The sequence below is a fragment of the Paenibacillus sp. IHBB 10380 genome (assembly GCF_000949425.1).
In the GTDB taxonomy this organism is placed as follows: domain Bacteria; phylum Bacillota; class Bacilli; order Paenibacillales; family Paenibacillaceae; genus Paenibacillus_AQ.
In genome coordinates, this window is sequence record NZ_CP010976.1 from 24,350 (window position 1) to 48,946 (window position 24,597).

Sequence of the window (24,597 nt, forward strand, 5' to 3'; positions counted from 1 at the left end):
ATCCCTGCCTATGATGCTAAGTAAGCTGTTTATGTGTTGGAATGAAGCGATTGTCCATTATGAAAGGTGTTGTTACAAGTGTCTGAGGCCTACAAAAGTGCTGGAGTAGATATCGCAGCAGGTAACGAAGCAGTTGAACGGATGAAGAAGCATGTGAAGCGGACGATGCGTCCAGAAGTAATGACGGATCTTGGTGGCTTTGGAGCGCTATTCGGATTAAATAAGGATAAGTATGAAGAACCCGTACTAGTGTCTGGTACGGATGGTGTGGGTACGAAGCTGAAGCTTGCTTTTGCCATGGATCGTCATGATACGATCGGTATTGATGCGGTTGCTATGTGCGTGAATGATATTGTCGTACAGGGTGCAGAACCCCTCTTCTTCCTTGATTACTTAGCTTGTGACAAAGTGCTACCAGAGAGAATCGAAGCGATTGTAGCTGGAATTGCAGAGGGATGTCATCAAGCAGGTTGTGCTTTGATCGGTGGTGAGACGGCTGAGATGCCAGGTATGTACGCTGAAGGCGAATATGATATTGCTGGCTTCACTGTAGGGATTGTAGATAAACGCAATATTATTAATGGCACAACGATTGCTCCAGGAGATACCGTGATTGGTCTTGCATCGAGTGGAGTTCACAGTAACGGTTTTTCTTTGGTACGTAAGCTTTTGTTGGAACAAGCGGGATATAGTTTACATGAAGAAATAGCCGAACTTGGTGCTAAGCTTGGAGATACGTTACTCACACCGACTAAGATTTATGTTAAGCCACTCCTAACATTGATTGAGAAGCTGAATGTAAAAGGGATGGCACATATTACGGGTGGCGGATTTATTGAGAACATCCCACGTATGTTGCCGGATCATGTCAATGTCGATATAACTTATAAATCTTGGCCGATTCTGCCTATATTTGAGCTCATGCAGCAAACGGGGAATATCTCGAATCGTGATATGTTTACAACCTTCAATATGGGAATCGGTTTAGTGCTGGTAGTTAGTGAGGAAGATGCTCAAGAAGCGCTAAGTATTCTCAAAGATAATGGAGAAGAAGCTTATATTATTGGCCGTGTTACAGAAGGAGAATCCATCGTGACTTTTACAGGGGCTGACGTGTAATGAGTCATTACCGGATTGCCGTATTTGCTTCTGGAGAGGGTAGTAACTTTCAGAACTTAGTCGATGCATCCGTTAATGGGGCACTTGGCGGAGCTAAGGTAGAATTGCTTGTATGTGATAAACCGGAGGCTCCGGTCGTTAAGCGTGCCAGAGATGCTGGAGTAAAGGTTCATTTATTTACGCCTAAATCCTATACTTCTCGTGAGGAATATGAGAAGGAGATCGTCGCGCAACTAGAGTCGCTAGATATTCAGTTGGTGGTTCTTGCGGGGTATATGCGTCTCCTAACATCCGTTATTGTTGACAAGTATATGGGACGCCTCATTAACATTCATCCGTCATTACTTCCTGCATTTCCGGGTACGAATGCTATAGGACAAGCATTGGAGTATGGTGTGAAGCTGACTGGAGCAACGGTTCACTTGGTCGATGGAGGAATGGATACTGGACCTGTTATCGCACAGCGAAGTGTCGAAATCAGCGTAGATGATACGTTGAAATCATTGACGAAGGCTATACATGACATCGAAGAAGAACTGTATCCACAGGTCGTATCTTGGTTTGCTGAAGGTTGTATGAAGGTAGAAGGTAGACACGTAACAAGAATAGATCCGAACAAATAACTACAATTCGTCAGCAGTTACCGACTCTGCAAAGTAATTTCGATATTTCTCGGGAAATAATGGTCGTGGAATCGAATGGTATCGTTTTAACAGATAAAGGAGGATCTTATTCGTGGGTATTAAAAGAGCACTAGTAAGCGTGTCGGATAAACAGGGCATCGTGGATTTTTGCCGCGAACTGTCTGCATTAGGTGTGGAGATCATTTCTACGGGGGGCACGAGTAGTTTACTTGCCAAGGAAGGTGTACCCGTTATAGGAATTTCAGAAGTTACAGGGTTCCCAGAAATTATGGATGGTCGTGTGAAAACATTACATCCAGCTGTACACAGCGGTTTACTCGCTGTACGTGACAATGTGGAACATCAGCAACAGATGAAGGAACTGGATCTTGGTTATATCGACCTTGTTGTCGTGAACCTGTATCCTTTCCAAGATACCATTGCTAAGCCAGACGTATCGTATGAAGAAGCTATTGAGAACATTGATATTGGTGGACCTACCATGCTTCGTTCAGGCGCTAAAAACCATGCTTTTGTAAGTGTGGTAGTAGATTCTAGCGATTACAGCACAGTGCTCGAAGAAATCCGCAAGGATGGAGACACAACACTGGAGACTCGCAAACGGCTCGCGGCAAAAGTATTCCGTCATACGGCGGCTTACGACGCTCTGATCTCTGATTATTTGTCGAATGTGACAGGTGATCCGTTGCCAGAACGCTTAACAGTGACTTATGAGAAAATTCAAGATTTGCGTTACGGCGAGAATCCTCATCAAACAGCAGCATTCTACCGTAAACCGCTCGCTCCTGAAGGAACGCTAACGACAGCAGAGCAGATTCATGGTAAGGAATTGTCTTTCAACAATATCAACGATGCGAATGCAGCTCTGCAAATTGTGAAGGAATTCGATGAACCAGCAGTGGTAGCCGTTAAGCACATGAATCCTTGTGGTGTGGGAACGGGAGCTAATATCCACGAAGCCTATCAAAAAGCGTACAATGCGGATCCTACGTCCATTTTTGGTGGGATTGTCGCTGCGAACCGTACGATTGATGCAGATACTGCTGAATTACTCAAAGAGATTTTCTTAGAAATTATACTTGCTCCTGATTTCACAGCAGAAGCGCTTGAAATTCTAACGAAGAAGAAAAATATCCGTCTCTTGAAAATGGGCGAATTCGGTTCTTCTAAAGAACGCAGTAGCCAATTCCTATTCACTTCTATAGATGGAGGTATGGTCGTGCAAGAGAGCGACGTTCATTCTGTGGATGCTTCAGATTTGAAGGTCGTGACTGACCGCCAACCGACTGAAGAAGAGTTGAAACAATTGCTGTTCGGATGGAAAGTAGTTAAGCATGTTAAATCTAATGCGATTGTACTGGCATCCGATAATATGACGGTAGGTGTTGGTGCTGGACAAATGAACCGTGTAGGTTCAGCTAAAATTGCAATTGAACAAGCTGGAGAGAAAGCTAAGGGTGCCGTACTAGCTTCGGATGCATTTTTCCCTATGGGTGATACCGTCGAATTTGCAGCAAAAGCAGGAATTACGGCTATTATCCAACCGGGTGGTTCGATTAAAGACGAAGAATCTATAAAAGCCGCGAATGAGGCTGGGATTGCAATGGTATTTACAGGCGTAAGACACTTTAAACACTAGATAGACTTTGGCGGGAGGGCGAACATGGATATATTGGTCATTGGTGGCGGCGGACGTGAACACGCCATCGTATGGGCGTTAGCGAAAAGCCCTCAGGCTGGACGCATCTATTGCGCGCCTGGTAATGCAGGAATTGGAACCATCGCTGAATGTGTGCCGATTGCAGTAGGGGAGTTCGACCGTTTGACAGCTTTTGCTATGGAGAACCATATTGAGTTTGTAGTCATCGGACCAGATGATCCATTAGTTGATGGAATTGTGGATGCTTTTGAAGCTAAGGGCATTCCAGTCTTCGGTCCACGTCAGAATGCAGCTGCTATTGAAGGTAGTAAGACATTCATGAAAGATTTACTGCATAAATATCAGATTCCTACAGCAGCTTATGAGAAATTCGATAACTACGACGATGCGCAGTCTTATTTGCTTAAGCAAGAAGTCCCGATCGTCATTAAAGCGGATGGATTAGCAGCGGGTAAAGGTGTGACCGTAGCGTTCTCCATGGACGAAGCTGAATCTGCTCTACGAGACATTATGGTAAACAAAGTATTCGGTGAAGCGGGTACTCAAGTGGTTATTGAGGAATTTCTTGCAGGTCAGGAGATGTCGATCCTTGCATTTGTAGATGGAGAAACCGTAAGACCGATGGTAGCAGCTCAGGATCATAAGCAAGTCTACGATAATGATCAAGGGCCTAATACGGGAGGAATGGGTACTTACTCACCCTTACCACATATCGCAAGTTCTATTATTGAAGAAGCCGTTGAAACGATTATTAAGCCAACAGCGAGGGCTATGGTTACGGAAGGACGTCCTTTCCGCGGTGTATTGTTCGCAGGGCTGATGATTTCGCCTGATGGAACACCTAAAACGATTGAGTTCAATGCTCGTTTTGGAGATCCTGAGACGCAGGTAGTGTTACCACGACTAAAGACTGATTTACTTGAGATTATGCTGGCGGCTGTGAACGGAACACTAGCTGACATCCAGATCGAGTGGAGTGAAGAGGCAGCGGTATGTGTTGTACTTGCATCTGGTGGATATCCTGCTGCCTATCCTAAAGGTATCACGATTCAAGGGTTGGATAACAAGACAGATGCCCTTGTATTTCATGCCGGAACAGCAAAGAATGAAGCTGGCGAATGGGTGACGAATGGCGGACGCGTTCTCGGTGTGGTTGGTTTAGGGCAGACTATAGCCGAAGCTCGTGATTCAGCTTATCGTGAAGCTGAACGTATTCAATTCGAAGGTAAGCAACTTCGGTCGGATATTGCAGCTAAAGCTCTGCTTAGGGATTAACAGTGATCGGAAGAATATTCCTCCAGCGGAGCTCATTCGTTCTATCTTAGATCGTAAAAATTGTTCAACTTATATAGTAAAGGTGTCATTGTAATACGGGGGAACAAGAGCGGAATTATATATAGATCATAATAGAATGATCATAACAAAAGAGGCCTTTCCTGATTATAGGAAGGCCTCTTTACATTTACATGTATTTATTTAGAGATATCTACAAATCCTTCTCCAAAAACATCACGTACATCATGAATGGTTAAGAATGCGTCTTTGTCGATAGATTTAACAATTTTTTTGAGTGTAGATACCTCTTGTTTACTGATGACGATATAAAGAATTTCTTTAGCTGTTTTGGTATAGTAACCGTGTCCTGAGAGAACAGTAACACCTCTGTCCATCACAACATTAACTTGATCAGCAATTTCATTCTGCTGTGTTGAGATGATCATCACTGCTTTTTTGGAATTAAGTCCTTCTATAATGAAGTCCATGACCTTGGTACCGACGTAAAGCATAATGATCGTAAACATTAGGCTCTCTGCTCCAATAATGAAATAAGAAGAGAAAGCAACAATTAAATCAAAAAACAGTAGAGAGTAGCTAATATTCCAGTCTAGATATTTATTTGTCATTCTCGCTAGAATAGCAGTTCCTGCGGTCGTACCTCCGACACGTATAATCATCCCGATTCCAATACCCGTAAAAATCCCACCAAAAATAGCATTGAGAATGAGTTCATCCGAAGGGATGCTCCAGCTTTCCGTTAAATGGAGGAAGAGCGAGTTGAATAGAACGGCAATGATCGTGTAGACGGTCGTTGTTTTATCCAAAAATCTATACCCTGCTATCAGCAGAAACGTATTTATGATTAAGTTCACTAGTCCAGGTGACCACTGAAATACGTAATAGAGAATAATGGTTATCCCTGTAACGCCACCTTCACCGAGCTCATTCGGAATAACAAATAGGTTAACTGCGAGGGCAAAAATAAAAGAACCTAGAATAATAAATAAAATATCAATGAGTCTTTTTTTCATCTGACGTCCGCCTTTTTCAAATAAAATGAAGAATAAATAAATGCTAATGGAGTTATATAAGCAACAAAACTAAAATGTTATCGTGTATTAGTAATTATGTCAAGGTTTTATATAATGTAGGATGTGAACATAGGAGCATTTAAATACAATATATAATGTAGTGAAGGAATTTGCCTTGCAATGAGCCTCTGAATTATATATTATTAAATAAGTAATCTTAATATAAAGATATTAAGGAATTATTCTGAATAATATAAGTACACGAAGAGGAGATAATTGCTATGAAGCATATTTTCAAACAAGGAAGTCAAACATCTGCCCCAACACTCGTTCTGTTTCACGGTACGGGCGGGACGGAAGAGGATCTACTTTCCATTGGAGAAATGATCTCTCCAGCATCTTCTATTCTGAGTCTTCGAGGTAATGTGTTAGAGAATGGTATGCCACGTTTCTTCCGTAGGTTAGCTGAAGGCGTATTTGATATAGAAGATTTAGTAGTGCGTACGAAAGAAGTGTACGATTTCTTAGATGAAGCAGCTGAAAAGTATAGTATCGATCGTCATAATATGGTAGCTGTTGGTTATTCTAATGGAGCCAATATTGCAGGAAGTTTATTATTTCACTATGAGGATGCTTTTAAAGGGGCAATTCTCCACCATCCTATGGTTCCACTACGTGATAAGAAACTCCCAGATTTAACAGGAATACCTGTCTTCATCGGAGCAGGGCGTAACGATCCAATCTGTCCAGCGAAGGAATCTGATGATCTTGATGCATTGCTGGACGGAGCTAGAGCGTTAACGCATCTGCACTGGGAGAATCATGGACATCAGTTAAGTCGCACGGAGATTGAAGCTGCTGCTGTATGGTTCAGTAAGCATTTTAAGTCGTAATAGTAGACACCCAGTAAATCATTTTTTTAAATGTCTATATGAAGGGCCTCTGGTTATCAGTTCCGGAGGTTTTTCTGCATGAGTAGGTTTTTCATCAACATTCGTTGTTGTGCTTGAATAATAGTCGTGAAAATAGTACGTTACTACATAGAAGAACGGCGCTAAGCGCTGATACAGATGTGGTGGAGTGTGGAGACGATGAATGAAACAAACAAAGAAGCAAATAAAGAAACGTATACCGAGGTAGTAAAAGTGGCTCATGTTAATATGGAAGATATCGTACGAGCACATCATGTGCTACGGGAAGTCATTGTACGGACTCCGCTACAGTGGGATGCTGTTCTGTCGGCAAAATATAACTGCAACGTATATCTGAAAAGAGAGGACTTACAAGTAGTACGCTCTTTCAAGATTCGTGGAGCTTATAATATGATCCGTAGTCTTTCAGAAGAAGAGTTATCCAAGGGGATTGTCTGTGCAAGTGCGGGTAATCACGCTCAGGGCGTAGCATTTTCCTGCAAGACACTAGGTATTCAAGGTAAGATTTATATGCCAAGTACGACACCTAATCAAAAAGTAAAGCAAGTTAGACGTTTCGGTGGTGAGAACGTTAAGGTCGTATTAATGGGTGATACCTATGATGATGCTTATGCTGAAGCTATGAAGACTTGTGCGGAACAAGGGATGACGTTTATTCATCCTTTTGATGAATCACGTATTGTTGCCGGTAATGGTACGATCGCTATGGAAGTCATGGAAGACTTGGAATCTTCCGCGGATTATGTATTTGTAACCATTGGTGGTGGTGGATTAGCAGCTGGTATAGGTACGTACATTAAGACGATGAGCCCTCAAACGAAACTCATAGGCGTAGAACCGCTAGGTGCAGCTTCAATGAGTGAGGCCTTGCTACACAAAGAGGTCGTCACTTTAGATGAGATTGATAAATTTATCGACGGTGCCGCAGTTAAACGTGTAGGTGATCTGACCTTTGATATTTGCGCTCGTACCTTGGATGACGTAGTGAAAGTTCCAGAGGGTAAGGCATGTACAACGATTCTCGAATTATACAATGAGAATGCGATTGTAGTAGAACCTGCTGGAGCATTGCCAGTTGCGGCTCTTGAGTTATATCGTGAGCAGATTCAAGGAAAAACGGTGGTTTGCATTATCAGTGGGGGTAATAATGATATAGCGCGTATGCAGGAGATCAAGGAAAGATCGCTTATTTACGAAGGACTCAAACATTATTTCATGATCAATTTCCCGCAACGTGCGGGTGCATTACGTGAATTTCTTGAAGAGGTGCTTGGACCCGATGATGATATTACGAACTTTGAATATACCAAAAAGCATAACAAAGAGAACGGTCCTGCTCTGGTCGGTATTGAACTAGATACTAAAGCTGATTATGGCGCTTTAATCGAACGAATGAATCGTAAAGGCTTCGATTATAAGGAACTGAATAAGGATTTAAATCTTTTTAATTTGTTGTTTTAAGAGTGAGTTCTATTGTAGTTTGACTATAAATATAAGAATACCGTGCCCTCTTTAGGACACGGTATTTCACTTTTTCTAAAATAAGTTTATTATTTCAGCATACGCTTTGCACCGAGGTAGGCCTTTTTGTAATAAGAGGTTGTTAGGGACTGAACTCTTACTCCTTTGGTTGTAGCGGCGATAAATTCGTTATTTCCTACGTAAATACCTACCAATGAGGCTGTTTTTCCATCTGTCTTGAAAAAGATGAGGTCGCCTGCCTTGAGACTCTTAGAACCAATAGCTTGACCCTGCTTGAATTGCGCTGCCACGGAACGCTCAAGGATCATTTTGGCATCTGAGTTTTTATATACAAACTTAGTGAAACCGGAAGCGTCGAATCCGTCCTTGGTTACACCACCATATTTATAATCCACGTCTATATACTCTTGTGCAAAAGTGACAACTTTTTGTCCTAAAGTCTCAATAGAGTCTGGGACTGCGCTAGCGGAAATCGTATCCGCAGGTTTTGTCACTGTTTTAGAAGTTTCCCCATAGACAGAGGTCCATCCGGTCATGCTCACTGCTAGAATTAAACTCATTAGTAATACTGCTTTCTTGTTCATACTGTTTCTCTCCTCATTTCTAAATCATATCTTTAGCATAATATGATACTATACCATTTGGTGGAAAACGTCGTAACAATTTGATGACAGTTTAGTTATCTCTCTAAAGTAATCACAGCACGAATAATTCCTTGACATCCAATTCATAGGAAGCATATATATAATGCCAATCATTCGTAGATGGATTGTATTGGTAGTCCTGTTTCCAACATGCGACATTGGCGATGATCGAACGGATGGCAGCCACAATCTCATAAATTTCAGCATTTGTCATGATGGGATGCATGGATATTCGGACCCACCCAGGCTTGTGTGTAAAGTTTCCTTCGTTTAGTTGGTCTGTAATCTGTTGGGAAATATTTTTATTAATGTTGAGTAAGTAATGGCCATAAGGTCCCGCACAAGAGCACCCTCCCCGAACCTGAATGCCAAAGCGATCACTGAGGAGCTTCACCATTAAGTTATAATGGACATCTTGTACAATGAAAGACACGATTCCGAGACGATCCTTCGAAGCTCCCCCTAGTACATATACCTCACGAATACATGTTAATTCCTCCATCAATAAAGAGGCTAGCTCATGCTCTCGTTGCATAAGCTGGTTGATGCCCATGTCTTCCTTCAGCTGAATAGACAACGCTGCTCGTATCGTCTGCAGGAAACCAGGTGTTCCACCATCTTCACGCGTCTCTATATCGGAGAAATAATGATGTTCCCCCCAAGCGTTACTCCACATCACTGTTCCGCCCCCGGGATGATCAGGAACATGGCTTGTGTAGAGTCGTGAATCAAAGATCGCTATTCCGCTGCTCCCCGGGCCACCTATAAACTTATGAGGAGAGAAAAAAATGCCGTCTAACTTTTCTATAGGGGAAGGAGGATGCATGTTTATATTCACGTAAGGAGCGCTTGCTGAGAAATCAACGAAGCATATTCCTCCGTGCTCATGCATGATTCTTGCTAACTGATGATAGGGTGTCTGAAATCCCGTCACGTTAGAACAGGCGGTGAAAGATCCGATCTTGCATGTACGATGCTTATATTTCAGCAAAGCCTGCTCTAACTGATAGGGGTCAACCTCACCGTTCTCGCCTGGCTCAATACAAACCACATCTCCAATGGTCTCAGACCAAGTCAGCTGATTGGAATGATGTTCCATATGGCTAATAAAGATAACAGGACGGCTTTTCTCTGTGATGCTCGAATGTTGTTGGAGCCACTGAGGTACTTTTAATCCTAGAATACGTTGGAGTTTATTAATAGCATCTGTCATTCCTGAACCGGTCATCATCAGAACATCTCGTGGACCTGCGTTAACATGACGCTTGATCCTATCTCGAGCTTCCTTATACGATTTGGTCATGGTCATGCCGGTCATATTTGCTTCTGTATGTGTATTAGCTACGAAGGGACCAAATCGATGAGAGAGGGTCCATTCAATAGGTTCGTATAGACGCCCGCTGGCAGCATAGTCCGCATAAATCATCTTTTTCCTACCGTAGGGGGTCTGATAATAACAGCGGTTTCCTATTATATGGTTACGAAAGGGTTGGAAATATTGTTCAAGTGAGCATGCACAGGGATGATCCGATGAATGATCCTTAGGTTGTATATTGAGCAAATAGCATTCCTCCAGCGGTATAGAATGAAGTGGATTCGAAAAGTCCAATTGTGATCATTTCACAGTATATGTGGCATCTTGATGATGGGTTAAAGCCTAGAAGTTATTTATTTATGGATCATGGGTCATGGAAGAAATCCTTTATAGTTTGTGACTACAATCACAATGTCCTTATTTGGCCTATGTTAATCTGTTGTTGAGAATAGTTATCAATAAAGGAGAAGAGGCCATGATGGAGAAGGTGCTGAAGATGGAAGAATCCATATACGAATGGGTGAATCGATATCCGGAGGTCATCGACATTATGGTTGAGCTAGGCTTTGATGATATTGCCAAACCGGGTATGTTGCAGACCGTAGGGCGTTTCATGACTTTGTCTAAAGGAATTAAGCTGAAAAAAATGGACATCGACACCGTTAAGCTAACGTTTCAGCGTTATGGCTTCAATGTTCTAGAATAGATCATCTTATATAACTAGGATTCGATAAGGAGAGAAGACAAATGAGCGAACTGATTAACAACCGTGAGGTTGATGTACCGGAGCAAACCCGACGTCAGGCTATGCTTAAGGAGATTATTAAGGAACTGCATGCAGGCAAGAGTGTGGAGGAGGTAAAAGCGCGTTTTGCAGAGGCGGTCGGCGACGTTACGGTAGCAGAGATCTCCGCAATGGAACATTCGTTGATGACAGAGGAGGGTATACCGGTATCCGAAGTACAGCGTTTGTGTTCGGTGCATACGGCGATTTTTAAAGGTTCGATCGAGGAAATTCACCGCTCGTCCAAACCAGAGGAGCAGCCAGGGCATCCTGTGCATACATTTAAGCTAGAGAACCGCGAAATCGAGCGATTGGTAAACTTTCGTCTGGAGCTGCATATGGGTAAGTTCCATAATAACGATAGCAAAGAGAATGTCTTCAAACTGCTGGAGGACTTAAGTCTACTATTAGACCTCGATAAGCATTACAGTCGTAAAGAAAATCTATTGTTCCCCTATCTTGAGAAATACGGTATTTTTGGACCGACCAAGGTGATGTGGGGTGTTGACGACGGTATCCGCAGCATGATTAAAGAGGCAAAGGCACTGCTCGGTCCATATAATGGTGATAACAAGGTAGAGATCGGCGCACTACTTGCGCATATCATTCAGGAAGTTAACGAGATGATTTTTAAGGAAGAAAATATTTTGCTACCGATGGCACTCGACAAGCTAACGGAGGATGAATGGGTCAAGATTGCGAGGGAGAGCGACGAAATTGGTTTCTGTCTGACATCACCAGAGCATGAGTGGGTACCGGAGCGTGCCGCAGAACCAGAGGATACTGTGCAGCAGAATGATGAAGAAGGAACCGCACCACAAGGATTTATCCGCTTTGAGACGGGGCTGTTGTCGTTGCACCAGTTGGAGACGGTGCTGAATCATCTGCCCGTGGACTTGACGTTTATTGATGAGAACGACATTGTTCGCTATTTCTCCCATGGGAAGGAGCGTATCTTTGCCCGAACCAAAGCCGTTATCGGTCGTACGGTACAGAACTGCCATCCACCGCAAAGCATGCATGTGGTAGAGAAGCTATTGGAGGATTTCAAAGCGGGCCGCAAGGACAATGAAGATTTCTGGATTGCGATGAAAGATAAATTTATCTATATCCGTTACTTTGCTGTTCGTGATGAGGCAGGTAAATACATGGGCACACTGGAATTCACACAAAATATAGCTCCAATTCGGGCACTTGAAGGACAAAAACGTATTTTGTCGGAATAATATAAGAAAGTAAGAAGCGCCGAATGGTCCTGAAGTACAGGACCGACCGGCGCTTCTTACTGTTAAATCATTATTTCCTTTATCGGTGCTTACATTTTATTCCCCCGCCTGCTCGCGTTGAAATTTCGCAATGGCTTCGTACTGGCTTTCCAAGTTGCGGTATATGGAAATAAATATAGGTAGCAAATTTTTGTATATTTTAGCATTCCTTTCTATCGGTGTGTGCTGATGGGTGGAGCCGATCATATCGAAGACGATTTCTAGGGAATCGGCTTTTCCGGTAGCATAGAGGCCGAGTACGACCGCACCCAAACAGGAGCTTTCAACGCTCTCGGGAACAACGACCTCCTGGTCAAAAATATCGGACATCATCTGCCGCCACAAGAAGGAGCGGGCAAATCCGCCTGTAGCGAGGATACGTTGTGGACGTCCGATCTGCTCTTCCATGGCGAGCAGGACCGTGTACATGTTGAATATAACGCCCTCCAGTACGGAACGGATCATATGTTCTTTCCGGTGGTTCATCGTCAGTCCGAAGAAGGAGCCTCTAGCATCTGGATTCCACAGTGGTGCTCGTTCCCCTGTTAGATAGGGGTGAAACAGGAGACCGTCGCTTCCGGCAGGTACTCCTTCCGCAATGCGCGTCAGCACCTCATAGGGATCAATACCGAGCCGTTTGGCGGTCTCGACCTCGGGGGCTGCAAATTCGTCCCGTACCCACCGGAACAACATCCCGCCGTTGTTGACCGGCCCCCCGATCACCCAATGCTGCTCGGTTAATGCGTAGCAGAAGATCCGTCCTTTAGGGTCGGTAACCGGACGGTCCACGACTGTGCGAATGGCGCCGCTTGTGCCGATCGTAGCCGCCACGACACCTGGCTGAATCGCGCCTACGCCCAGGTTGGAGAGGACGCCGTCGCTGGCTCCTACCACAAACGGTGTGTCGGACAGAAGTCCTAGCTGTTCCGCCATCCCGGGGGACAAACCTTGCATAACATGGGTAGTCGGCACAAGTCTGGAGAGGCGCTCTGCGGTAATGCCAGCAATCTTCAGCGCTTCCGCGTCCCAGTCCAGATTTTCCAGATTCAGCATTCCTGTTGCAGAAGCAATGGAATGGTCCACAATATATTCGCCGAACAGCTTGGCAAACACATACTCTTTAATGGAGATGAATTTGGAAGCTTTTCCGAAAATGTCTGGGTGCTCTTGATGCAGCCACATCAGCTTGGTGATAGGCGACATGGGGTGAATCGGTGTTCCGGTACGCATGTACAGTTCATGGCCGTTCAGTTCAAGCTTTAAACGCATTGCATACTCGGCGCTTCGGTTATCAGCCCAGGTGATGCATTGTGTGAGGGGAATGCCGTGAATGTTCACGGCTATCATACTGTGCATGGCAGAGCTGAAGGAGAGAAACAGGACTTTACCGGGTTCAATGCCGCTCTTCTGCATCACCTGTGATATCGTAGCTATCACGGCGTGCCAAATCTCCTCTGGGTCCTGCTCGGCTGCAGATGGGGAAGGTTTATGTAAGGGATAACCTACATTCGCTTGCTCAACAATAACTCCGTTCTCCTCAAAAAGGACAGCCTTTGTGCTCGTAGTTCCGATATCTACACCAATCATATAATGTGTACTCAATGGTTAGCCCTTCTTTCTACAGAGAAGTGAAAGCGGGGCCGTGCTGAGTAGCTCAGCCGCCCCGTTTCTTACCTCATAAATATGGTTTATACAAAAACACTTAGAATCATAATGAAGATTAATCCCACTACGGACAGAATGGTCTCCATGACCGTCCAGGTCTTAAGAGTCTGTACTACAGTCATACCGAAGAATTCTTTGATCATCCAAAAGCCGGCATCGTTAACGTGAGAGAGGATCAATGAGCCTGCACCTGTTGCCAGAACGACCAGCTCAATATTCACACCGGTGCTCACGGCCAGTACGGGAGCGATGATTCCGGCGGCGGTTGTCATCGCAACCGTCGCAGAGCCGGTGGCTACACGGATTAGCGCCGCTACAAGCCAGGCAAAGAAAATAATGTTTACATGTGACTGGGTGGCAAGCGAAGCAATAGCCCCGCCGACTCCGCTGTCTATCAGAACCTGCTTGAATGCGCCGCCTCCGCCGATGATCAAAATAATCGTTGCTGTCGGCGCAAGGCACTCGCTTGTGAAGCGGGAAATCTCCTCTTTTTTGAAGCCGCGGGCAAAACCCAGAGAGAAGAAAGAGAAGACTGCTGAGATGAGTAGTGCAATAACTTCATGCCCGATAAATTTGGCAAAAGGCGTAAAGGCGTTCACAGCTTCGGGATCAACGATGTCGACCAAGGAGCCGAGCAGCATCAAAATTACAGGAAGCAAAATCGTAAATAGGGTAATACCAAAGCCTGGCAGCTCCCGTACGCTCTTTGCCGCAAACTGTTCAGCCAACGCTGTCGGAGGCTCAACATGTATGCGCTTGCCAATGAATTTACCGAAAAGAGGTCCGGCTATAATGGCAGTGGGCAAACCAACAAGAATAGAGTATAGAATCGTTTTACCTAAATTTGCACCATAGGCACCGATAGCGATCATAGGTGCGGGATGCGGTGGTACAAGCCCGTGAACCGTCGAGAGACCAGCCAAAATCGGAATCCCGATTTGTAGAAGTGGCATTTTTGTTTTACGTGCAACCATAAAGACAACTGGAATGACGAGAATTACACCGACTTCGAAAAAGACGGGAATCCCTATGACGAATCCCACAAGCATCATGGCCCAGTGGACCCTCTTCTCACCAAACCGGTCGACCAGCGTATTGGCTATACGTTCCGCGCCGCCTGACTCGGCCATCATTTTACCCAGCATGGTGCCAAGGCCTATGACAATGGCTATCGTACCGAGTGTACCGCCAAGACCGCCTGTGATCGACTTTATAAGAGCCTGATAATCCATGCCTGCAAGCAGACCAAGGAACAACGCAGAAACGAGCAGGGTAACGAATGGGTTCCACTTGTATCTGGCGATAAGCACGATCAGGAATACAATGACTAGCAGTGTCCAAATCAAGAGTGTCGCGTTATGACTAAGTCCAAATAAACTCTCCATAGTAATTTACCTCCTTATTAATGGCATAACAGATACAGATATCAAGTTTTATGGATATAGCAGTATAGAGCTATTTCAATGAAAATCATACGTTGTGTACTTGTATACATCTTGAGGCGGAGCTCATCAGGAAGGTATGCAACCTCCCCAGGCTCCTAAGGCAGGCTGTGTATAAGCGTTCTTCCCGAATCCGCAAAGTAATCCTGAACGACCTTGCGAATGATTTCGATGTCCCCGGAGCGAAGGCTTTCTACCACGGTACGATGCTTCTCCGCTACCCAGTTCATTCTTTCTTCGCCTTCGTGGAAGCCTTTTTCGGTGGTTATCAACATGACGGTCATTACAATATGGCGGATGCTGTTCCACAAATGCAGAATCCGGGTATGATTCGCTTCTTTGACAATCGCTTCGTGAAAGATGAAATCCTGATTCGCGAACTCGACAATATCATTGTGTTTTACCGCGAGCTTCATTTTATCGATGATTTGCTCTAGCTGCAGGATCATTGCTTCGTGCCCGCCGCCCGCGAGCTTTTGTTGGGCGAAGCTTTCGATGAGGTAGCGCACATCGTACAATTCCTCGACGTCCTTTAAATTGAGTCCGATAACAACCGCGCCCATTCTTTCAAGGCGGATTAACCCTTCACCCGATAAATATTTAAGCGCTTCCCGGACTGGAGAACGGCTTGTGCCGAAATCTGCGGCTATTCGGTTCTCCGAGAGGACTTCCCCCGGCTTGATCTGTTCATTTATAATTTGCAGCCTGAGTTCACAGGCAATGGATTCTCCGCGAGAAGCTCCTTGCAGCCAGGCCGTTGGATATTGCATCTTTACACGACTCCTCTATTTAAGCGATTGGTTAGTGTACTAAAATGATAGTTCTTTTATCGATTTTAGCATATATTCGCTTTGAGGTTCCATCCGTTTATAAAGAGCAGGGCCTTCTTACGGACATTCGTTAGCAGGAAAGGATCAGTCTTCTTTGACAACGGCATGGCCGCCGAATTCGTTGCGGAGCGCGGCAACAACCTTACCGTGAAAAGTATTCTCCTCCAGTGAGCGGTAACGCATCAGAAGAGATAGGGCAATGACTGGCGTGCTGGCTTCCAGATCAAGGGCTGTCTGTATCGCCCATTTGCCTTCGCCTGAGCTCTGCATCACGCCCCGGATGCTGGAAAGCTCCGGATCTTTGGCAAAAGCATTTTGGGCAAGCTCCATCAGCCAACCGCGGATTACAGAACCGTTCGACCATACGCTGGCTACAGCTTCGTAGTTGAAATTGAAACTGCTCTTCTCCAGCAGCTCGAAGCCTTCGGCTATAGATTGCATCATGCCGTACTCGATACCGTTATGAATCATCTTCAGGAAATGTCCGCTGCCACTCTCTCCCGCATACAGATAGCCTTGATGAACCGCCAGGTCCTTGAATAATGGCTCGATTAATGGGAAAATCTCCGGGTTACCGCCAACCATGAAGCAAGCTCCGTGCTCTGCACCCTTAGTTCCGCCAGATGTGCCGGCATCAAAGAAGTGTATGCCGCGTTCGCTCAGCTTCTCTGCGCGGGTGATAGATTCTTTATAATGAGAGTTTCCACCATCAATAATAATATCGCCCTTGTTCAGCAACCCGGAGAGAGTATCGATTAAACCCTCTACCACAGGTCCTGCTGGGACCATGATCCATATCACTCTAGGCTGTTCTAGCTTTGCTACTAGGTCCTCTATTGTAGAAGCTACAGTCGCTCCATGTTGTGCCAATTGCGCTCCTTTTTCAGGATTGATATCGCTTACAATAATTTCATGCCCATGGTCTAGCAAATTCAATACCAGATTGTAGCCCATTTTTCCAAGGCCGATCATACCGAGTTTCATTTCGCGTTCACTCCTCAAATTTTTTGAAATATGTTTTTGTGTACTTGTATACAACTTGATTTGTATTTTACTCCTGTTCTCTTAAATTTGTAAAGAGTAAATTTGTAAGCGGTTAATATTCCCGCCGGGACAGGTTATACGGTAGTGCGAAGAATAATTAGGTATATTTTATATATTTAAATTAGAGTAGAATAAATGATATTCTTTAATTCATGAGGAATTATTCGAAGGATCGTTGTACAATAGACGAAGTTTACATAAGGAAGAAGGAATGAACTTTGCCACGACTCGCCTATGCTGCACTCATCTCACTTAGTCTTATTTGGGGAGGTTCTTTCTTTTTTGTCAAAGTGCTGTTAAATGATTTTGGACCTTGGACCATTGCCTTTCTAAGATCTTCATGCGGTCTAATTGTCGTAGTAGTCATTATGCTTGGGCTAAGAAAGCCATTCGGAATTCGAGAAATTCCTTGGATTCCTATGGTGATCATGTCTTTAATTAATACAGCTATCCCGTGGGCACTTATTGCTTATAGTGAGACACATCTGACCAGTAGTATGGCTTCCGTCTTGAATGCTACAACGCCTGTATGGACTATCATTGTTGGGATTCTTTTTTTCGGAACGCGTTCTAGTCGGAAGCAGTGGCTTGGGATAAGTATTGCATCGGTCGGTCTTATCATTCTGCTCGGAGTTAATACCCATTCGATTATTTCTGTGGATAGCATTGGATTGATCTGCATGCTCTCAGCTACATTCTGTTATGCTATTGGATCTCAGCTATCTAAACGTCTGCTCACAGGTTACTCGATGTATCAAATCACCTTTGGTACGTTGGTAAGCAGTATGTTGGGAAGTGGAGCGATGGCTTTTACTACGGAAGCAGTCTCGCTTTCACATCTTGCGTCCTTATCAAACATGATCATGATTGCTGGATTAGGGGGATTTGGATCAGGGATTGCTTACATTCTTTTTTATTATATGGTTCAACAAGGGAGTGCAGAGTTTGCAACGCTGGTCACCTATTTAGTTCCTTGTACGGCGCTCGTATGGGGATATGCACTACTAGGTGAGGATATAACTTGGAACTTAGTGGTTGGATTATGTATCATTCTTGGCGGCGTATTTGTAGCAAGTAGAAGACAGAAGCTTAACCAAGAAATGATCTCGTAATAATAGAACTATCCGTGAATAAGAAACAAGCCCTCTCAGCTATACATGAGAGGGCTTGTTTCTTGTATGTCAGTATATTCCTAGTAGGGGTAGATGGTTCTCGCGATATCGTTCTACTGTAGAATTACCCAAATCTGGAGGTTATAAAGTTACGATTTATTTACTTCTAAATAAGAATCCCCACCCCAAGGCTCCGATGATAGTTATGACTAGGCTTATACCTGGTTGCACGTTAAAGGTAGGCAGAGTACTGCTGAATGTAAATCCAACAAACACAACGATGAGTAGAATGACTACGTATATGCCGATTCCTTTAAGTGTTAATTTAGGTTTAGAAGGGGCGGCATTCTCTTCTTCTGTCCCATGATTCAATAATTTTGTGACAGATTCAACAAGCAGGATGGAGCCACCAGCAACAATAATGAGTGTTAGGACGCTAATCTGAGTAAGGTTATCGGTCGATTGACCGAGCAATTGTGCGAAGAAGCCGATAAGAGTCTCGATGAAGAAGAATAATGTCAGAGCGATCCAAGGGATCATAACATAGTACTTTATACCTTCTGTAGCTTTCCTCTTTGGCAGATCTTGTAGCTTAATACGGCTGTATTCCTCAGCATCAGGTCCAAACAATTGTTTAGCGCTCTTTCCCTTGGATTGAGCCTCTAATAATTGATGTGCTAAATCCAGTAGTAATTGTTCACTTGGAATACGAGCAGCCCCGCTATCTCTAAAGTAAACGACAATATCTTCGTAATAGTCTTTGTTGGCAGGTGTCATTTGTTCTCTCAGGCGATTATTCTCTTTAATCATAGCTTTAATGTTCATAGGTGATAATTCCTCCTAGATTTAAGTATAGGAATAGCTTACTAGCAATGCAAGTTACTTATAGAGGGATGAATAAATCAGGGTGATCCATACCAGAATATAAGATGATACTATACTATAAGCCAAAAAGGAGTGAACTTGTATGGAGAAAAATCCAGATCGTACGTATTTGTCGCAAGAGGGGACTGGAGCGTTGTCCAATACGGAAATGCTGGAAGTTGAACTGGCAACAGAGAATGAAGCCGATGTTCCATCTATATGGGAGAACTCTACAGAGATTTTATCCCATCTGATGGCTGATTGGAGCGGTAGACAGGAGACGCACCATATGTTTCTCCAAAGCTACGATTAATAATAACGGTCTTAAAGCGATTGACATTCCTCTAAGGGCGATGTTAAAATAAATCCATAATTCACATTAAACTTATCGGATTTATTGTAATATAGAAATATCCTAGAAAGTAAGGGGGAATGGTGCATGGAGCGGCATATTATTATCCGGCACAATGAAGAAGAATTGACAGCTAATGTTCATTATCCGTCTTCGTCTGTTAAGAGAGAAGGACGCTGCAAAGATCGGGTACCTCTAGTGGTTATATGCCATGGCTTTGTAGGTAGTCGAATCGGTGTGGATCGTCTATTCGTCAAGACATCGCGGGAATTAGCAGAAGAAGGTTATATGGTCGTTCGTTTCGATTATATTGGTTGTGGTGAAAGTACGGGGGATTATGGACAGGAAGGGCTGGAGTCGATGATTGATCAGACCCGGACTGTGCTTGACTATGCTCTTAGTTGTGCGGATGTTGATCCTACTCGGGTTACTCTCATTGGGCATAGCCTTGGAGGTGCGGTCGCGATTCTGGCTGCAGGGCGGGACCAAAGAGTTAAGAATTTGGTGTTGTGGGCACCTGTTGGTTATCCATTCAACGATATTGTCAAGATTATAGGTAAAGACGTATACGAGACAGCTATAAAAACAGGGTTGTCTGATTATCTTGGCTATGAATTCACAGCTCCGTTCTTTGAATCACTGGCTCCGTTTCAACCCTTTCAGCAAGCAGGTAAATTTGGTGGGAATGTTTTATTGATCCATGGAACTGCAGATGAATCCATTCCAGTGGACTATACTTTCCTATATCAGAAAGTATTCTGGATGCGGCCTGAAGGACGGTGTGACAAGGAGATTATTTTTCAAGCAGATCATACTTTTTCTTCCGGACCTCACCGTAAACAATTGATGGACCATACGAAGCAATGGCTCAACCACCAAGAGAATGTCCAGCAAGAATGGCAGCATTGGATGATCTAATATGAGGGTAAGAGAATGTTGGTAAAATGCCTTCATACACGGTAAAATATAAATAGCAACGTATACTGGCGTATGGAGGCTGACAGCGATGACATTACCTTCTTTATTTATAGCACACGGCTCGCCAATGCTCGCATTAGAGGATCATGAGTATGTTCGGTTCCTGGAGAATTTAGGTCGGGATTTAAAGAAACCAAAGGCGATCATTGTGTTCTCAGCGCATTGGGACAGTCCAGATCAGTCGGTAACTGTGGATGAATCACATCATACGATGTATGATTTCTACGGATTCCCTGAGGAGATGTATAAACTTACTTATCCAGCCCAAGGGAGTCCTGAAATCAATCAGCGAATTGATGAATTATTTCAGACAAACAATCTGCACTATGTCCCAGTAAAGGGACGTGGGCTTGATCACGGTGTCTGGGTCATTCTACAGAAGATGTTCCCAAACGCAGATATTCCGGTGGTGGAGCTCTCTGTAGATTCCCGTCGATCTCCAAAGGAACAATATGCAATCGGTAAGATGTTGTCAGAGCTTCGTAAAGAAGATGTGCTTATTATAGGTAGTGGTGGACTTGTCCATAATCTACGCATGGTGAATAGTCAGGCTACTGAGCCAGATGCATGGGCCATGGAGTTCGATGATTGGATAGCAGAACAACTGGAGTCTTGGGATTTGTTATCACTGTTCAATTATGGTCATAAGGCTCCTTATGCAGATCAGGCCGTTCCTCATTATGCGATAGAACACTTAGTTCCCCTATTCTATGCTATGGGAGCAGCAGATGATCAACGACATGCGAAGCGATTAATTCAACAGTATCAATACGGTAATCTTAGTCTGAATTGCTGGAAGTTTGGTTCGGATGAAGAGAACTGATCAAAGACTTCTACTTCTATTAAAAGTTATTAGATGTTTAATAAGCCTCACAATACACAAAAATAGAGGGTGTCCCAAGCCATTTCGTATGGCTGGGGCACCCTCTGTTTTTGTGTTTCTTCTTATATATAGTTCTTTATACAGTAGCTTTTGTATTTACTTTTGTATGAGGTTTAGTGAAGGTTGTAGGTTTATTATTCTTTTTGTGAAGTAAGCTACGAACATAAGGCATTACCCAACGATCAAGTCCGATACGTCCTGCATTGGCAGCTGCTACCAGAATGAATACTTCAAGTATAAGCATCTGTGCGTTAGTACTTACGGTTCCCGAGAAAAGGAAGGCTGTGTTCATGACAATGGCCATAAGTGCAGCGAAAGTAGTGAATGTACCTAGAATGAGCCCAAGTCCTACTAACGTCTCACCCAACGGAACAAGAACGTTGAAGAATTTGATGCCTGGTAGTGCGGCATGTTCTAAGAATGCTGCCCACCAGCCTTGAACGGCGGGATGATTACCGGTACTATTGGCAATTGCCCCTTGAATGAAACCTCCTGCGTCAAATCCACCACTACTTAATTTACCCCAGCCTGCAGTGAGCCACTCGTACCCTACATATATACGGATGACGGTTAGAATCCAAGCCGCCACTTTATTATTTCTTAGCCAATTGTTAAACATAATATCCACTCCCAAGTTGTTTTTTGTTTTTCTTTGTTGTTTTTGTGATGATCATCTTTGATGTCTTTATTATATGTGAATTATTTCACACAACATGTGATTTAAATCACAATTTAAGATAAATTTTTAAATAAAATTTTAAATGTATGCGAAACTACCTTACTTATACAAAAAAAGAGGGTATCTTAGGCCATTTTATATGGCTGGGACACCCTCTTTTCTTAAAATATAAGGAGTATAAGTTCTCACTTTACTTTACTTATATTTCTACGAGAAACGGTTACCGTCCCTTTAAGGGCGGCGAAGCCGTTTCTTCTTGATGAGTGATCTGTTATATTCTTTATGCAAGGCCCTTTACATTTACTCTTGGTTGAGATCTTTTCTTGTGAAGCAAGCTACGAACATAAGGCATTACCCAACGATCTAATCCAATACGGCCTGCATTGGCAGCAGCGATGACGATGAATATTTCAAGTATGAGTAGCTGTGGGTTAGTACTTAAGCTTCCCGAGAAGAGGAAGGCTGTGTTCATCACAATAGCCATAAGTGCAGCGAAAGTAGTGAATGTTCCTAGAATGAGTCCAAGTCCTACTAGTGTCTCAGCTAATGGAATAAGAACATTGAAGAATTTGACGCCTGGTAGTGCAGCATGTTCTAAGAATGCTGCCCACCAGCCTGGAACGGCTGGATGCTCGCCGGTACTCATGTTAATTGCTCCTTTTAGGAATCCCCCTGCATTAAATCCACCATGACTTAACTTACTCCATCCTGCTGTAAGCCACTGATAACCTACATATACACGGATGACGGTTAAAATCCAAGCTGCTGCCTTTGTACTTTTCAACCAATTGCTAAACATGATTACCACTCCTAAATATGTTTTTTGTGTGACAAATATTTGCCGTCTTTATTATATGTAAGCGCATAACAGTTAGAATTGAATATGCCATTTATTTCCCTGTTAGCCAATTCTTCACCATAATATCGACACACAAGTTATGATTTTCTGTTGATTTATTGGAGTTATTTGTTGTTATGGTCATTAGTTACGACCTATATGTGAATTATATGTGAATTATTTCATGAATTGTGATAAAAGTCCAGATTTAAATAAAATTTTTAACTTAAATTTTACAAATCAATTTTAAGATATGCTAAATAGAGGGTTCGCCTCCCTATTTAGCAGGTATGAATTCATGATCTCGAATAAATATTCAGGATGATAACTCGTTTAAATCCATTTATTACCTGATTTGATAAATGGCATGGTTGATACAAAGTAATAGTGTTAGAACTTTTGGTTCAGGGATCTTTAAGGTAAGTTACGCAGACAAGTAGACGCTTTTATGATTAAATGGAATGATAAGAAGATATTGGCACAATGAGAGGAGTTACAACTTTATTATGAATCCACCAAAATTTCCGAGCCTTGTGGGCGGACTATTGGCATTATTATTACTTGCATCCTGTAGTAACGATGGCACCCAGAAGGCAGAAGATGTACTACCCGTTGAAGTACCTTCTATAGAAGAGGAAGTTCCACCACCTTTAGAGGTCGCAAGTCTACCCTTTACAGCCCCACTTACAGGACTTCCTATTAAGGAAATCTCCACTCAGAGACCGATCGCAGTCATGGTTAATAATGCTCCACAGGCTAGGCCTCAATCAGGACTTACACAAGCAGATATCGTATATGAGGTGCTAGCAGAAGGAGGGATAACGCGTCTCATCGCTATTTTTCAAAGTCATGGTGATGTAGTAACAGTAGGTCCTGTAAGAAGTATAAGACCTTATTTAATTGAACTAGGTGAGAGTTATAACGGATTGTTAGTGCATGCAGGGGGAAGTCCAGAGGCTTATTCAATTATACAAAAGCAGCACAAGGAAGATCTTGATGAGATCGGCAACGCTGGGGCATCCTTTTGGAGAGATAAGAGCCGCAAGGCGCCTCATAATTTATATACTGATGTTGAGAAGTTACGTGCAGGTGCAGATCGACTCAAGTATAAGACAGAAGTAACGATTCCAAATTATACTTTCCGTACAAATGATGAACTTATTACTGGTGAGAATGCGAATAAGATCGATATTAGCTTTTTACTTAAAGGATACAAAGTCTCTTATCAATATGATGCAGCTTCACAAATGTACAAGCGATCCATTAATGACAGCGCACACATTGATCTTAACAACAATGAGCAACTACAAGCTGCAAATGTAATCGTTATGGGAGCAAACCATAAAGTGCTGGATGATGTGGGAAGGCTTTCCGTTGATGTGAACACAGGTGGCGAGGCGATGTTGTTTCAGCGTGGCGTGATGATTAAAGGCAACTGGATACATAAAACAGACGATTTGATTAGATTTGTTAAGGATGGAATTGAAGTTCCATTCGTACCTGGGACTACGTATATTAATATTGTTCCGAATGAACCTAATTTCGACAGTCACGTTACCGTGACGAATGCTGAATAAAAAAGAGCGGAATATGGCATTATAAAGGGAACAATTGGGTGAATTCGCTGTATTTGGTTGATTATGATATGCATTCGAGAAGGTTGTAAAAAAAGATCGAATTCGCCTTTAAAAAAGCCTATAGGATATGTTAAGATAACGTAGGTTGTCATTTTTCGTTAAGTTTTCGTTCACGGCAA

23 protein-coding genes are annotated in these 24,597 nt (G+C 43.4%); 13 read left to right on the forward strand and 10 right to left on the reverse strand.

What is annotated here, in order from left to right; genetic code table 11:
* Positions 1 to 78: 78 nt before the first annotated feature.
* From purM to purD, 4 genes are all read left to right on the forward strand, one after another.
* Entirely contained in the window at positions 79 to 1,119 is a 1,041-nt protein-coding gene (gene purM, locus UB51_RS00100; protein ID WP_044875537.1) for a phosphoribosylformylglycinamidine cyclo-ligase, read from the forward strand.
* Complete coding sequence (gene purN, locus UB51_RS00105; protein ID WP_044875538.1) at positions 1,119 to 1,742, forward strand: phosphoribosylglycinamide formyltransferase; 624 nt, start codon at positions 1,119 to 1,121, stop codon at positions 1,740 to 1,742. Before purM ends, purN begins: the two co-directional genes overlap by 1 nt.
* Before the next feature lie 112 nt (positions 1,743 to 1,854).
* Positions 1,855 to 3,402, forward strand: coding sequence for a bifunctional phosphoribosylaminoimidazolecarboxamide formyltransferase/IMP cyclohydrolase (gene purH, locus UB51_RS00110; protein ID WP_044875539.1), 1,548 nt, complete (start codon positions 1,855 to 1,857; stop codon positions 3,400 to 3,402).
* A 24-nt stretch (positions 3,403 to 3,426) separates the two neighbouring features.
* Positions 3,427 to 4,698, forward strand: coding sequence for a phosphoribosylamine--glycine ligase (gene purD, locus UB51_RS00115; RefSeq protein ID WP_044875540.1), 1,272 nt, complete (start codon positions 3,427 to 3,429; stop codon positions 4,696 to 4,698).
* A 197-nt stretch (positions 4,699 to 4,895) separates the two neighbouring features.
* Here purD and UB51_RS00120 read toward each other — a convergent pair whose 3' ends face one another.
* Positions 4,896 to 5,732 (reverse strand): YitT family protein, encoded by an 837-nt coding sequence (locus UB51_RS00120; RefSeq protein WP_044875541.1) that lies wholly within the window; start codon positions 5,730 to 5,732, stop codon positions 4,896 to 4,898.
* Positions 5,733 to 6,013: 281 nt separating this feature from the next.
* On the opposite strand from UB51_RS00120, the gene UB51_RS00125 reads away from it, so the two are divergent.
* Entirely contained in the window at positions 6,014 to 6,625 is a 612-nt protein-coding gene (locus UB51_RS00125) for an alpha/beta hydrolase (RefSeq protein WP_044875542.1), read from the forward strand.
* Positions 6,626 to 6,892: 267 nt separating this feature from the next.
* A complete protein-coding gene (gene ilvA, locus UB51_RS00130; RefSeq protein ID WP_044879789.1) occupies positions 6,893 to 8,125 on the forward strand; it encodes a threonine ammonia-lyase IlvA in 1,233 nt (410 codons plus the stop codon).
* Between the two features lie 89 nt (positions 8,126 to 8,214).
* Here the strand turns inward: ilvA and UB51_RS00135 are convergent, their stop codons facing one another.
* Positions 8,215 to 8,730 carry a C40 family peptidase gene (locus UB51_RS00135; RefSeq protein ID WP_052675709.1) on the reverse strand — a complete coding sequence of 172 codons (516 nt, stop codon included), beginning with the start codon at positions 8,728 to 8,730 and terminating at the stop codon, positions 8,215 to 8,217.
* A 112-nt stretch (positions 8,731 to 8,842) separates the two neighbouring features.
* Complete coding sequence (locus UB51_RS00140) at positions 8,843 to 10,342, reverse strand: aminotransferase class V-fold PLP-dependent enzyme (RefSeq protein ID WP_044879791.1); 1,500 nt, start codon at positions 10,340 to 10,342, stop codon at positions 8,843 to 8,845.
* 241 nt (positions 10,343 to 10,583) lie between these two features.
* Between UB51_RS00140 and UB51_RS00145 the strand changes: the two genes are divergently transcribed.
* Both UB51_RS00145 and UB51_RS00150 read left to right on the forward strand, forming a co-directional pair.
* Positions 10,584 to 10,811 carry a DUF1858 domain-containing protein gene (locus UB51_RS00145; protein WP_044879792.1) on the forward strand — a complete coding sequence of 76 codons (228 nt, stop codon included), beginning with the start codon at positions 10,584 to 10,586 and terminating at the stop codon, positions 10,809 to 10,811.
* Positions 10,812 to 10,852: 41 nt separating this feature from the next.
* Positions 10,853 to 12,115 carry a DUF438 domain-containing protein gene (locus UB51_RS00150; protein ID WP_044875543.1) on the forward strand — a complete coding sequence of 421 codons (1,263 nt, stop codon included), beginning with the start codon at positions 10,853 to 10,855 and terminating at the stop codon, positions 12,113 to 12,115.
* 96 nt (positions 12,116 to 12,211) lie between these two features.
* Here the strand turns inward: UB51_RS00150 and gntK are convergent, their stop codons facing one another.
* The 4 genes from gntK to gnd form a co-directional block, all read right to left on the reverse strand.
* Positions 12,212 to 13,741: a gluconokinase gene (gene gntK, locus UB51_RS00155; protein WP_044879793.1), complete on the reverse strand. Its 1,530-nt coding sequence runs from the start codon at positions 13,739 to 13,741 to the stop codon at positions 12,212 to 12,214.
* Between the two features lie 101 nt (positions 13,742 to 13,842).
* Entirely contained in the window at positions 13,843 to 15,204 is a 1,362-nt protein-coding gene (locus tag UB51_RS00160) for a GntT/GntP/DsdX family permease (protein ID WP_044875544.1), read from the reverse strand.
* A 155-nt stretch (positions 15,205 to 15,359) separates the two neighbouring features.
* Positions 15,360 to 16,031, reverse strand: coding sequence for a GntR family transcriptional regulator (locus UB51_RS00165; protein ID WP_044875545.1), 672 nt, complete (start codon positions 16,029 to 16,031; stop codon positions 15,360 to 15,362).
* Between the two features lie 144 nt (positions 16,032 to 16,175).
* Positions 16,176 to 17,075, reverse strand: a complete 900-nt coding sequence (gene gnd, locus UB51_RS00170) for a phosphogluconate dehydrogenase (NAD(+)-dependent, decarboxylating) (RefSeq protein ID WP_044875546.1) — start codon at positions 17,073 to 17,075, stop codon at positions 16,176 to 16,178.
* 278 nt (positions 17,076 to 17,353) lie between these two features.
* Here gnd and UB51_RS00175 point away from each other — a divergent pair, with 278 nt between their 5' ends.
* Complete coding sequence (locus tag UB51_RS00175) at positions 17,354 to 18,247, forward strand: DMT family transporter (RefSeq protein WP_044875547.1); 894 nt, start codon at positions 17,354 to 17,356, stop codon at positions 18,245 to 18,247.
* 156 nt (positions 18,248 to 18,403) lie between these two features.
* Here UB51_RS00175 and UB51_RS00180 read toward each other — a convergent pair whose 3' ends face one another.
* The gene (locus UB51_RS00180; protein ID WP_044875548.1) at positions 18,404 to 19,072 is read right to left on the reverse strand and encodes a DUF1129 family protein; all 669 of its coding nucleotides are present in this window, start codon (positions 19,070 to 19,072) and stop codon (positions 18,404 to 18,406) included.
* Positions 19,073 to 19,214: 142 nt separating this feature from the next.
* On the opposite strand from UB51_RS00180, the gene UB51_RS00185 reads away from it, so the two are divergent.
* From UB51_RS00185 to UB51_RS00195, 3 genes are all read left to right on the forward strand, one after another.
* The gene (locus UB51_RS00185) at positions 19,215 to 19,424 is read left to right on the forward strand and encodes a hypothetical protein (RefSeq protein WP_044875549.1); all 210 of its coding nucleotides are present in this window, start codon (positions 19,215 to 19,217) and stop codon (positions 19,422 to 19,424) included.
* A 126-nt stretch (positions 19,425 to 19,550) separates the two neighbouring features.
* Positions 19,551 to 20,381: an alpha/beta hydrolase gene (locus tag UB51_RS00190; protein WP_044875550.1), complete on the forward strand. Its 831-nt coding sequence runs from the start codon at positions 19,551 to 19,553 to the stop codon at positions 20,379 to 20,381.
* A gap of 88 nt (positions 20,382 to 20,469) precedes the next feature.
* The gene (locus UB51_RS00195; RefSeq protein WP_044875551.1) at positions 20,470 to 21,264 is read left to right on the forward strand and encodes a DODA-type extradiol aromatic ring-opening family dioxygenase; all 795 of its coding nucleotides are present in this window, start codon (positions 20,470 to 20,472) and stop codon (positions 21,262 to 21,264) included.
* 136 nt (positions 21,265 to 21,400) lie between these two features.
* On the opposite strand, the gene UB51_RS00200 is transcribed toward UB51_RS00195, so the two are convergent.
* Positions 21,401 to 21,943 carry a DoxX family protein gene (locus tag UB51_RS00200; protein ID WP_044875552.1) on the reverse strand — a complete coding sequence of 181 codons (543 nt, stop codon included), beginning with the start codon at positions 21,941 to 21,943 and terminating at the stop codon, positions 21,401 to 21,403.
* A 340-nt stretch (positions 21,944 to 22,283) separates the two neighbouring features.
* Complete coding sequence (locus UB51_RS00205) at positions 22,284 to 22,802, reverse strand: DoxX family protein (protein ID WP_044875553.1); 519 nt, start codon at positions 22,800 to 22,802, stop codon at positions 22,284 to 22,286.
* A gap of 545 nt (positions 22,803 to 23,347) precedes the next feature.
* Here UB51_RS00205 and UB51_RS00210 point away from each other — a divergent pair.
* Positions 23,348 to 24,418 carry a DUF3048 domain-containing protein gene (locus UB51_RS00210; protein ID WP_044875554.1) on the forward strand — a complete coding sequence of 357 codons (1,071 nt, stop codon included), beginning with the start codon at positions 23,348 to 23,350 and terminating at the stop codon, positions 24,416 to 24,418.
* Positions 24,419 to 24,597: the final 179 nt, after the last annotated feature.